The sequence below is a fragment of the Streptomyces sp. NPDC030838 genome (assembly GCF_055572035.1).
Map to the genome: position 1 here is coordinate 893,446 of NZ_JBVIED010000001.1, position 11,925 is coordinate 905,370.

The 11,925-nt window shown below is 70.7% G+C and carries 7 protein-coding genes; all 7 read right to left on the reverse strand.

Annotated features, from left to right (window positions below):
- Window positions 1-15: 15 nt before the first annotated feature.
- The gene (locus ACZ42A_RS04020; protein WP_468525543.1) at window positions 16-1,242 is read right to left on the reverse strand and encodes a glycosyltransferase family 2 protein; all 1,227 of its coding nucleotides are present in this window, start codon (window positions 1,240-1,242) and stop codon (window positions 16-18) included.
- Window positions 1,243-1,435: 193 nt separating this feature from the next.
- Entirely contained in the window at window positions 1,436-3,514 is a 2,079-nt protein-coding gene (locus tag ACZ42A_RS04025) for a hypothetical protein (RefSeq protein ID WP_468526131.1), read from the reverse strand.
- Window positions 3,515-3,666: 152 nt separating this feature from the next.
- Entirely contained in the window at window positions 3,667-5,163 is a 1,497-nt protein-coding gene (locus tag ACZ42A_RS04030) for a D-ribitol-5-phosphate cytidylyltransferase (RefSeq protein ID WP_468525544.1), read from the reverse strand.
- Window positions 5,164-5,504: 341 nt separating this feature from the next.
- Window positions 5,505-7,070: an alkaline phosphatase D family protein gene (locus tag ACZ42A_RS04035; protein WP_468525545.1), complete on the reverse strand. Its 1,566-nt coding sequence runs from the start codon at window positions 7,068-7,070 to the stop codon at window positions 5,505-5,507.
- A gap of 205 nt (window positions 7,071-7,275) precedes the next feature.
- Window positions 7,276-8,757: an FG-GAP-like repeat-containing protein gene (locus ACZ42A_RS04040; RefSeq protein WP_468525546.1), complete on the reverse strand. Its 1,482-nt coding sequence runs from the start codon at window positions 8,755-8,757 to the stop codon at window positions 7,276-7,278.
- A gap of 50 nt (window positions 8,758-8,807) precedes the next feature.
- Window positions 8,808-10,319, reverse strand: a complete 1,512-nt coding sequence (locus ACZ42A_RS04045) for an FG-GAP-like repeat-containing protein (RefSeq protein WP_468525547.1) — start codon at window positions 10,317-10,319, stop codon at window positions 8,808-8,810.
- Between the two features lie 54 nt (window positions 10,320-10,373).
- Window positions 10,374-11,804 (reverse strand): FG-GAP repeat domain-containing protein, encoded by a 1,431-nt coding sequence (locus ACZ42A_RS04050; RefSeq protein WP_468525548.1) that lies wholly within the window; start codon window positions 11,802-11,804, stop codon window positions 10,374-10,376.
- Between the last annotated feature and the right edge of the window lie 121 nt (window positions 11,805-11,925).

The window sequence follows — 11,925 nt, forward strand, 5'->3', positions numbered from 1 at the left end:
CCGGCCCTGTCTCGTTCAGGCGGCTGCCGTCTTCTTCCCGCCCGGGCGCCGTGAGCCCCGGACGATACGCCGGGCCTTGCGGACCGCGCGGCGCAGGAAGGAGGCGGTGGCGGTGGGTTCGCGGTAGCCCTGGTAGTCGCGGGCCTCGCGGGGTTCGGCGAGGTAGAGGGAGTCGGGCAGGCCGGCCTCGCGGTCCCGGAAGTACGGGTAGACCAGGTAGACGCGGCGGCCCTTGTTCTCCAGGACGGCCGGGACCTGCTTCTTGGACTTGAGGAACTCCAGCATGCCCACCAGGAGGTCGGGGCGCCCCTCGGCCACCATGTGCAGCCGCAGCCGCTCGTTGACCTTCAGGCGGCGGGCGACGCTCTCGGTCCAGTAGGCGTCCATCAGCGGCTTCGCCAGCTCGAACTTGTGCCGCCGCACCTTGTCGCCGTCCTTGAGGAACTTCGGCCCGAACTGCGGCAGCAGCGTGATGAGGAACGGCCGCACCATCAGCGTGTCACGCCGCTCCCCCGGCGGCACCATGTCCGCGATCAGCTTCATCAGCGCGCGGGCGGAGTCGAAGCGCAGGGTGTAACCGCCGCTCTTGGTGACGTGCTTGCCGTCCTCGCGGCCCACCAGGTAGTAGCAGGTGTAGTCGGCGATGACGGAGACGCCGTTCGCCCGCAGATACGCCTCCATGGTGAACAGCGCGTCCTCACCGGTCCACAGCGACTCGTCGAACCGCATGTCGTGCCGGGTCAGCAGCTCACGCCGGAACAGCTTCTGCGCGCTGAGCGTGAACTTGATGTTGGACGAGAAGACGTCGGTGCGGTCCAGCGTCCTACCCCACATCGACTTGGGCGGGGTGCGGTTGATGCCCTCGACCCGGCCGAGGACCACGTCCGTGCCGTTCTTGTCGGCCATGGCGACCATCCGCTCCAGCGCCTCCGGGCCCAGCCGGTCGTCGGCGTCGAGGAAGAAGACGTACCGCCCGGCCGCCTTGGCGAGGCCGACGTTGCGCGGGCCGCTGGGGCCGCCGGAGTTCTCCTGCCGGATCACGGTGACCGCCATGGGTGCGCGGGCGGCGAACTCCTCCAGACACTCCCCCGTGCCGTCGGTGGAGCCGTCGTCCACGGCGATGACCTCGACGCGCTGCGGGTCGATGGTCTGGGCCTCGACCGACGCGAGGCATTCGACCAGGTACGGCATGGCTTCGTACGCCCCGATGATCACGGTGACATCAGGCTGCGTCACGGGCACATTTCCCCCTCGTCAACGGGAAATTTCTCCCGTATCTCCTTATTGGCTATCTACTAGACGGATGGTGGGAGCAAGCGGTTGCGTTACATCGGCCCATTCGTGATTCACCTCACAGTACGTATGACGCATGAAACGGGTTCGGCCCCCGAGGGGATCCCTCGGGGGCCGAATCAGAATCGGTGGAGCTGATGGCCTAGCCGGTCGTCACGCCGTCCGTCTCACCGCTGGTCGCCACCCGCTGCCCGGGCACCGACTCCGTCAGCAGCCGCGACTGCTGGCCGAGGTTGCGCGTCTCGGCCTTCAGCGCCAGGTTCGCCACCGCGGTGTTGAACTGGTCGATGGACTTCGGCTCGTCCGGGCCGAGCAGGTACTCCTTCAGCTCCTTGCGGTCCTCCGCCAGCGGGTCGGCGGCCGGGTCGCGCACCGCGTCCAGCAGCTCGCCCAGCTCGGCCGCGCTGTTGGAGAGGATCACGGCCGCGCGCACCGCGGTGTTCTGCCGCTTGAACTCCTCCGCGCCCACCTCGGCGGAGTCCGTGACCGCGTACGGCTTGCCGCTCGCGATGAAGTCGGAGACCACGGACGAGATGTCGGAGACCATCGCGGCGGAGACGTTGAAGCAGTCGTACAGCCGCGGCTCGGCGCCGGTGATGACCCGGTGCTCCCAGCTCGGGAAGGACCGCCAGTAGGCGTCGTTCCACTCGGCGCGCAGCCGGGCGATCTCCTCGTGCTTCGCGACGTCGACGAGCCCGTCGCGGGTCGCCTCGGCCTCGTCGCGCTTCTCGCCGCCGCTGCCGGACAGCTCGGCGAGCCGCGCCTCGATCCGGGCCAGCTCGGCCTTGGCGGCGGCCTGCGCGGCGCTGTCGGCGGTGAACCGGGCGTCGGCGGCACGCTCGGCGGCGGCCTTCTCGACCAGCGCGGCGATGCGCTGGTGGGCGGCCTTGGCGTCCTTGCTGACGGTGCCGGTGAACGGGTGCGGCTTGTACAGCACGCGGACCGGCGGGTCGGCAGTCACCAGCCTGGTCACGATGTTCTCACCGGCGAGCACGAGCGAGGTGTTGCCCGGGTTGCCGTCCCAGCCCTCCCAGGTGGGCGCGTAGAGCACCGTGGGGCAGCGCCCATCAGCGGCTCCGCCGCGGGGGCCCTCGGGCACGCCCTGCCAGGTCTGGATCGGGGCGAGCTGCGGGCGGCCGACCTCGACGATGTCGTCGTCGCGGACGCCGACGTCGGCGATGGCGTAGCGGTCGCGGCCCGCGCGGCCCGCGGTCCACACCTCGTCGTAGACCTTGCTGAACGGGTTGACGCTGGCCAGCTTGTCGCTGTCGCCGTGGCCGATGAAGACGTGCTTCATGGTGGGCACGCGCAGCATGTGGATGTTCTTGCCGACGTTCGCGGCGTACAGCGCGACCCGCACCGTGGACAGGTCCATGTTCATCAGGTGCACCCCTCCGGGCACGCAGATGACGGGGACCGTGGTGGGCGCCAGGTTGTTCAGGATGGCCCGCTCACGCAGGATGATCAGCGGCTTGGAGTCCAGGTTCTCCATGGTCTCCAGCCACATGTTGACCTGGTACGCCGAGTCCCTGGAGCCGGAGAAGTACAGCACCGTCTCCGGCCGGTACTCGCGCAGCCAGTCGTCGACGGCGGCCAGCACCACGTCGGCGCGCGGCGGGATCTTCCGGCCGCGCACGTACGGCATGAGCACGAGGACGTAGCCGACGCCCAGCGCCAGGGTGACGCCGGCGCCGGCGAACCCGGCGGCGGGCACGTGGAAGGCGGCGGCGACCAGCACACCCACGACCGCGGCGAGGTCCAGGTGGAGCATCTTCTCCGCGGAGCGGTGCAGCAGTCTGCGCGGCGGGGCGTCCGGGATGCGGATGCGGGACTTCAGGTCGATGTTGCGGGTGGCGACCGGCATCTTGCGGCGGCTGCGGATCAGGGTGACCAGCGCGCCGTGCGGGGCCTGGAGGCCGTAGAAGGCGATGAAGCAGGCGACCGCGCCGTAGAAGATCAGGTCGTCCGAGAGGGACAGCCGGGCCAGCAGCAGGATGAGCAGCAGCTGCCGGATCAGGAAGCGGATCGACAGGCCCGCGCGCACCTTGCTGAGGCGGTTGATCAGGTAGCTGCCCTTGCGGTGCAGATAGTGGTCCGCCAGGTACGTCACGGCCGCCGCGGCCGCGAAGGCGGGAACGCTCGGGACGAGCGCGGCCAGCATGAGCGCCGGGAAGCCCAGCAGCACGAGGACCGCCGCGGCCAGCTCGGCCGCGCTGCCCACGCGGGCGACGCGTATAGCGGTGGAAATCACGAAGAAAAACCTGCTCTGGGAGGGGATGCCGGTTTTGTCGACTACGGATTCAGGCCTCTGTGAATGCTCCACAAAGGGAAGCGCACAGAGGCCTGAATTCCGCGAGTATTTGCTGATGAATATTACATGCCGCTCTGGCGGTCCAGGACCGAGGCCAGGGCCTGCTCGAAGCCGGAGGCCTTGCCGGCGGCGGCCGTCGGGTCCTGCTGGCGGACGTCGATGACATGGCCGGTCAGCTCGGAGAGCAGCACGTCGAGCGAGGTACGGGCCACGGCCTCGGAGGAGAGCAGGCTGCCCGCGGGCTCCTGGCCGAAGGCCTTGGTGCGCATCGGGGTGGCGGTGCGCTCCGGGTTGATGCAGTTGACCCGGATGCCGTCGCCGGCCCACTCGTCGGAAAGCGCCTGGGTGAGGTTCACCATGGCGGCCTTGGTGGAGGAGTACAGGCTGTACTCGGCGCGGCCGCGGGTGTAGCTGCTGGAGGTGTACAGCAGCAACTGACCCTTGGTCTCGGCCAGGTACTTGTACGAGGACCGGGCGATCTGCACCGGTGCCAGGTAGTTGACCTTCAGCGCCTCCTCGATGGTGGCGTTGTCGGTCTCGGCCAGCTTGCCGATGCGCAGGACACCCGCGGTGTTGACGACGTAGTCGATCCGGCCGGTCTCGGCGTAGGCCTTGGACAGCGCGTCGTCGACCTCCTCCGGGTTCTCCACGTGGGTGCCGGTGGTGGAGCGGCCCAGGGCGTAGACGTTCGCGCCGTAGGACTCGGCGAGTTCGGCGATGTCCTTGCCGATGCCGTAGGAGCCGCCGAAGATCACGACGGTCTTGCCGGTCAGCAGCTCGCGGTAGTCTTCCTCGCCGTTCTGCTCGGGCGCGGCGGTGGAGGCGAGCTGGAAGAGCTTGTCGGCGATGAAGACGTCGACGGGCTGGGTGACCTTCATATTGTACTCGTCACCCGCGACGACGTGGATCGGCACGTCCGGCAGGTACTTCAGCACGACCGAGCAGTCGTCGGTGGCCTGGAAGTTGGGGTCACCGGCGGCGACCTCGTAGGCCCGCTTGATCGTGGACAGCTTGAAGGCCTGCGGCGTCTGGCCGCGGCGCAGCCGGGAGCGGTCCGGGATCTCGGTGATGAACTCGCCGTCCTCGCCGTGGGTGCGGGTCACGATGATGGTGTCCGCGGACGGGATGGCGACGTCGACGGCCTGGTAGCGCTCCAGGGCGGCGACGCAGTCGTCGATGACGCGCTGCGACAGCAGCGGGCGGACGGCGTCGTGGAAGAGGACGTTGAGGTCCTCGCCCTCGGCCAGGCCCTCCCCCAGGGCGGCGATGGCGCGCTCGGTGGTCTCGTTCCGCGTCGAGCCACCCTCGATGATCTTCGATACCTTGGTGAACCCGGCCTTGGCGACGATCTTCTCGACGTCCGGCACATAGCCCGGCGCCATCAGCACGATGACGTTGTCGATGGAGTCGGCCTTCTCGAAGGTGGTCAGGGTGTGCTCGATGACGGCCTTGCCGGCGATCTTCAGCAGCTGCTTCGGGATCGACAGACCCACACGCTGACCGGTTCCACCGGCCAGGATCACTGCGGTGGTACGGGGCTTGGCTATGTGCTGGGACACAGGTGACCTACCTTGTGGCGACTGGGAACCTGGAAATGCTCCCACTTGTGGTTACCGCGATGCAAGGTGAGCGACCGCCGACGCATATGTGCGCGCAACCTGTCATTCACCTTGCACGCCTGGTGATTGGCGAGCGGTTCCCGCGAAGGGCGCCACGGCCCGGGGAATTGCTGTGAGAAGGTCCACAGCACGAGCGGCGGATCTTCACAGCAGCTCCTCAGGCAGCCGATTGGTACGGAATTCCAGATCAAGATTCCGCAGCATTTCGGTGTCCGGGAGATTCCGGCGAGCAACGGAGAACGCCCTGGGACTCGTGGTCCCAGGGCGTTCGCGGAGTTTTCTCAGACCAGGTGGACGCCGGGGCGTCCGGCCTCCACCCGCAGGCGCGCCAGCGTGCTCGGGGTCGCCTTCGGCTGCCGTACGGTGTCGACGACGCGCACCTGGGCGTCGATGCCGTCGCGGCGGATGTCGAAGAGGTGGTAGCCGCGGTGGGCGTCGAGCAGCTTCCAGTGCGGGTTGTCCGGCACCCGCGGGTCCCACTCGCGATGGAAGGCGGCCTGGTCCTGGTCGCCGTTGCTGGAGATGGAGGTGCCGACGAACTCGGCGCCGACGACCGCGGAGTCCGGGGTCGCGAAGTCCTCCTTGAGGTCGCTGATCATCGTCAGATGGCGGTCGCCGGTGAGCACCACCGGGTTGCGCACGCTCCGGAACTCCTTCAGGAACTGGTTGCGTTCGGCCTGGTAGCCGTCCCAGGCGTCGTAGAACCACTGCTTGCCCTCGCCGACCAGCAGATCGGTCTCGGCCATCATGATCTGCGAGGCGATCAGGTTCCAGCGGGCTGGCGAGCGGTGCAGGGAGTCCAGCAGCCACTGCTTCTGGTCGGCGCCGAGCATGGTGAGCGACGGGTCCATGGCACCGGCCTGGCTGGTGGCCTGGTCGCTGCGGTACTGCCGGGTGTCGAGCACGTTCAGCCGGGCGAGGCGGCCGAACTCCAGGCGGCGGTACATCCGGATGTGCGCGCCCGTGGGGATGGCGGTCGCGCGGACCGGCATGTGCTCGTAGTACGCCTGGTAGGCGGCCGTCAGGCGGGCCACGAAGGCGTCGTGCGGCTGCTTGGCGGGGTCCTGCGGGATCTCGCCGGCGAAGTCGTTGTCGACCTCGTGGTCGTCGAAGGTCACCACGAACGGGGCGTTCGCGTGCATGGCCGCGAGGTCCGGATCGGTGCGGTACTGGGCGTAGCGGTTGCGGTACTGGGTGAGGCTGTACGGCTCCCCGGTGCCCTCGTGGCGGCGCAGGGCCGTCGCCGACGGGACCGACTCGTAGATGTAGTCGCCGACGAAGAGCACCACGTCGGGGTCCTGGGCGAGCATGTCGGCGTACGGCGTGAAGTACCCGTGCTGCCAGTTCTGGCAGGAGGCGAGGGCGAGCCGCACGGTGCCGCCGGCGCTGTGGCGGTGCGGGGCGGTGCGGGTGCGGCCGGTGGGCGAGAGCTGCCCGCCGGCCCGGAAGCGGTACCAGTACGTCCGGCCCGGGCGCAGGTCCCGGACGTCCACGTGCACGCTGTGCCCGTACTCGGGCCGGGCCTGGGCGACGCCCCGGCGCACGGCTCTCGTGAACCGCTCGTCCTCGGCGATCTCCCACTCCACGCCCACCACCCGGTCGGGCATGCCGCCGCCGTTGAGCGGATCCGGGGCGAGCCGGGTCCACAGCACCACGCCGTCGGGCAGGGGGTCGCCGGAGGCGACACCGAGGCTGAACACGCCGTCGGGCAGCGGGGTCTCGGCCGCCCGGGCGGCGGCCGGCAGCCACAGCTGGGCGGACGCGGCGGCGCCGAGCACGGCGGCGCCCGCCGTCAGAAAACGGCGTCGATCGGGTGATACAGGTCCGGGTCCGGTCACTCCGGTCATCGCGGGAACTCCCTTGCCACAGCGGCCTCTTGGACACTCCGGAAGCTCTCTGTCCGGTCGGTCGGCGGGCTGAACGCGAGGATGCGCGTGCATGACAAATGGGGAGACAAATGGATGGTGAGGACACGGAAAAACCCGCGGCGGCAAGGGAGAAAGCCCTCGCCGCCGCGGGTCCGCCCACCGGATCAGGCGATATGACGGTCGATCAGTGGGCGAACTCCGAACCCAGCCTGGCGTTCGTCGCCACCGTGCCCAGGGTGCCGTGGCCGAAGGTGATCGAGCCGGTCGGAGTGACCCCGGCGGAGGTGGACCTGAACACCCACACCGACCCGGAGTTGGTGTTCTCCCCCGGCGCGCCCACGGCCAGTTCGGCGCGGCCGTCGCCGGTGACGTCGAGCAGCCGGGTGGCCCAGCCGAACCGGTCGCCGCTCTCCGCCGCGCCCGGCACGCCCTCGGTGTCCTGGCTGTACGACACGGCACCGGTGCCGGTCAGACCGCCGGAGCCGCCGCGCAGCACGACCACGGAGCCCGGGTCGGTGAGGCCGTCGTAGTCCTCGCCGAACACACCCGTGGAGACGTCCGCGTAGCCGTCGCCGTTGACGTCGGCGACCGAGACATCGCTGCCGAAGGCGTCGTCGTTCTCGGCGGCGCCGGGGACTCCGGCGCTGTCCTGGTTGAGGCTCTGGGCCTTGGTACCGTCGGGCCCGTTCGCCGTGCCCGGCACGAAGGTGACCATGCCGCCGTTGGCGAGCGGGAGGTCGACGTCGCTGTCATAGCCGTCGACGGGGCGGCCGACGACCACGTCGTCGATGCCGTCGCGGTTGACGTCGCCGAGACCGAGGGACTCCCCGCCCTGCAGCGCGTATCCCTTGGTGTTGAGCACCACCTGGGGCGCCGCCAGCCCGTTCGGGGTGCCCTTCCAGACCTTGATGTGGCGGGCGTCGTACTCGTCGCCGTGGTGCGCGGTCGCGACCACGTCGAGGAGGCCGTCACCGTTCACGTCGCCCGTCTCCATGTCCAGGTAACGGGGGTCGGAGTCGTCCGTGACGAACCGCGCTTCGCCGGTCGTCGAACCGTCCCGCTGGAAGGGGCCCTCGGTCTGCACCAGCTTCCAGTAGTTGTCCACGGTCGCCAGCTCGGGCACGCCGTCGCCGTCGAAGTCCCCGGCGGCCAGCCGGGCCTCGGCGCCCACCTGGTCGTACGCGGAGTCGCCGGTCACCAGCGTGGCACCGCCCGCCAGGCCCTGGGCACCGCCCCAGACGACCTGCGCGGCCCCGGCGTCGACGCCGGCGGCGGTGTCCTCGCCGGGCGCGCCGACGACCAGGTCGGTGTACCCGTCCCGGTCGAGGTCGGCCGTGGTCACGGCGGCGCCGAACAGGTCGTTGACCTCGGCGTCGTCCGGTATGCCCGCGGTGTTCTGGGTGAACACCTGCTTGCTCGTCGTGCTCAGCCCGCTCGGCGTGCCGTACAGCACGGCCACGAACCCGGCCTTCGTCTTGCCGTCGACGGTGGCCTCCGGCGCCGCGACCGCGAGGTCGGCGTAGCCGTCGCCGTTGAAGTCGTCCCGGAGTTCGACGGCGGCCGACGGCTCGGCCGCCGAGGCCTGGGCCGCCGGGACCGCGACCGCGCCGGTCACCGCCAGGACGACGGCGAGGCCGGCGCGCCGGCTCATGCTGCGCTTGTTCATCTGTTCCACTCCCCTGAATCCCGTACGAAAAGTCGCGTGCCGCGCGGCCGTCACTCCGCCAGCGACGCCCCGAACCGGGCCCCGGTCGACGGCGCGCCCATCGTGGCCCCGCCGAACGTGAAGGACCCGCTCTCGGTGATGCCGGTGGAGGAGGCGGAGAAGTGCCAGACGGAGCCGTTGTTCGCGTTCTCCGCCGGGTCGCCGACGACGAGGCTGTGCCGCTTGTCCTGGTCGGCGTCGACCAGCGCGGACTCCGCACCGAACCGGTCGCCCTGCTCGGCGGTGCCGGGCACCCCGGCGGTGTTCTGGCTGAACGACTTCAGCCCTGTGGTGGTCAGGCCGTTCGCGCTGCCGCGCAGCACCAGGACGGTGCCCGCGTCGGTGAGGCCGTCGAAGTCCTCGCCGGGCAGACCGGTGACGACGTCCTGGTAGCCGTCGCCGTCGGTGTCGGCGATCGACAGGGCCGAGCCCATGCCGTCGCCGTACTCGCCCACGCCCGGCACACCCGCGGTCTCCTGGTTGATCCAGACCGACTTGTGGGTGGTGGACTCGCCGTTCGGGCCACCGTAGACGACGATGACGGCGCCGCCCTTGACCGGGAGGCCGATGTCGGAGTCGCTGTTGTCCTGCACGTGGCCGACGACGATGTCGCCGTAGCCGTCCTTGTTCACGTCGCCGATCTCGGCGTCCTCACCGGTCACGCCCCGGCCCGTGGAGTCCTTGACCAGGCCCTTGTACGTCAGCCCGGACGGGCCGCCGAGCAGCAGGGCGATCGAGGGGGAGCCGCTGTCGCCGTCCATGAACTCCGCCTGGGTGACCACGTCGGCGTAGCCGTCGCCGTTCACGTCACCGGCGGCGAAGGTGGTGGAGTACCAGGGCTCGTCCGGGACGATGGTGAACCCCGTCGTCCGCGCGGTGCCGCCGTCCCGCGTGAACGGGCCGTGCAGCACCGTGCCGCCGCCCGACGTCTGCTCGTCGCTGTCGGAACCCGTCGCGAGGTCCGGGTTCCCGTCCCCGTCGACATCGGCGACCGCGAAGCCGCCGCTCCAGTTCACCAGCGCGTCGTTCAGCACGGTCGGCGTGGCCGACAGGCCCTCGGGGCCGCCCCAGTTGACCACCAGGCGACGCCCGTCGTAGGGGTGGGCCGGATTGACGTCCACGAGCGACAGCAGGTCGGCGTAGCCGTCCCGGTCGAGGTCACCGCTCTGCAGCCCGCTGCCGTAGCGCGACTTCGCCGGCGACGCCGACCGGTCCGCCCAGGTCAGTACCTGCTTGCGGGAGCTCGTCGCGAGGCCGCTCGACGAGCCGTAGAGCACGCTGACCGCGCCCGCCTTGGACTGCGTGCCCACCGTGCTGTCGGGGGCGCCGATCGCCAGGTCGGGGAAGCCGTCGCCGTTGAAGTCGTCGTGCAGCCGCTTGCTGCTCGGGGTGGTGGCGGCCTCGGCGGGCGCCGCCTGGGCCACGGGAACCGTCAGGGCGCCCGCGAGGAGCGCGACACCGGTGGCGAGGGCCAGCCGGCCGCGACGCGAGCCGAGGGTGCGGCGGTGGAAGTGAGAAGACATGGGAATCCTGTCGATACGTCGATGAAGTGAAGGGCCTGAAGCCTGCGCGCGGGCTCAGAGGGTGAGCGAATCGCCCAGCCATGCCCCGGCCTTGACGGTGCCGAGGGTCCGCGCGCCGAAGGAGAAGGAGCCGTCGGTCCGGACACCGGCGGAGGAGGCCCGGAACACCCAGACGGCACCGGCGTTCCCGTCCTCGCCGACCGCCGTCACGACCGGCTCGGCCCGGCCGTCGGCGTCGCTGTCGACGAGCGCGGCGTACTGCCCGAACCGGTCGGACGACTCCGCGGTGCCCGGCACCCCGGCGGTGTTCTGGCTGATCACCTTGGTCCCGGCGCCGGTCGGCCCCCGGGATCCGCCGGGTACGACGGCGAAGGTGCCCGCCCTGTCCCGTCCCGAGAAGTCCTCGAACGGGATCCCGGCGAGGATGTCGTCGTAGCCGTCACCGTCGACGTCGCCGATCGCGAGGCCGCGGCCGAGGCCGTCGCCGCTCTCCTGCACGCCGGGCACGCCGGGGCTGTCCTGGGTGATGACGCGCGGGTCGGCGGCCGCCGTACCGTCGGCGGTGCCGGGCACGACGGTCAGCGTCTCGCCGCCGGTGACGATGTCGTCCCGGCCGTCGCCGTCGAGGTCGCCGAGGGCCACGGCGGAGACGTCACCCACGGGGTGGACCGGGCGGCCCTGGGCGTCGAGCACGCTGCGCGGCGCGCTCAGGCCGTCACGACCGCCGCGGAGGTGGTCGACGCGGTAGCCGTAGTCGCCCTCGTCGTCCCGGTCATGGCCACGGGCGATGGTGACGAGGTCGGTGATGCCGTCGCCGTCCGTGTCACCGGCGGCCATCCCGGCGAAGGCCATGTCGCCCTCGACCAGCGTGATGCCCTGGGTACGGGCCGGAACGCCGTCCCGGCCCAGCGGGCCGTACGCCACGCGATCGCGGTGGACCAGGTCCTGGTGCCCGTCACCGTCGAAGTCGCCGGCGACGCTCTTGCCCTCCTGGTAGCGGAAGTCCCCGACGGCGGGCAGCACACTGCCCGAGGCGAACCCGTTCGGGCCGCCCCACAGCACCGTCCGGTTGCCGGTCCGGGGCGCACCGCCGGACTCCCACTGCTCGCCGGAGGACTCGACCACGAGATCGGTGTAGCCGTCGCCGTCGAGGTCGGCGCCGGTCAGGGACTCACCGAAGCCGTCGTTCGCCTCGGGGGTGCCGGGCACGCCGGGCGAGGTCTGGGTGAACACCTTCTTGCCGGCGCCGAAACCTTCCGGCGCCCCGTACAGCACGGCGATGTACCCGGCCTTGGCCCGGCCGTCCACCGTGGCGTTCGGCGCGCCGACGGCCACGTCCTCGTATCCGTCGCCGTTGAAGTCCTGGCGTACGGTCACGGAGTCAGCGGCCTGGGCCGAGGGCAGGCCGATGGCCGTACCGGCGGCGAGCAGGGCGAGCGCGACCACGACGGTGCGCCTCAGGCGGGGCGCTACGGGCTCGGACACGTCGACTCCGGGGATCGAACGGGCGGTTGACCGCGAAGAGGACCAAGATCCTCTTCGCACGCCCAGTTCGACTCACGGACTCTCGGGTTGGTTGCCCTGGAGTGCGCCGTGATTTTCCCCG

Excerpts from the sequence above, each read along its gene's own strand:
- ACZ42A_RS04035 (WP_468525545.1), bottom strand. The coding sequence starts at position 7,070 with ATGACCGGAGTGACCGGACCCGGACCTGTATCACCCGATCGACGCCGT.
- ACZ42A_RS04040 (WP_468525546.1), bottom strand. The coding sequence starts at position 8,757 with ATGAACAAGCGCAGCATGAGCCGGCGCGCCGGCCTCGCCGTCGTCCTG.
- ACZ42A_RS04045 (WP_468525547.1), bottom strand. The coding sequence starts at position 10,319 with ATGTCTTCTCACTTCCACCGCCGCACCCTCGGCTCGCGTCGCGGCCGG.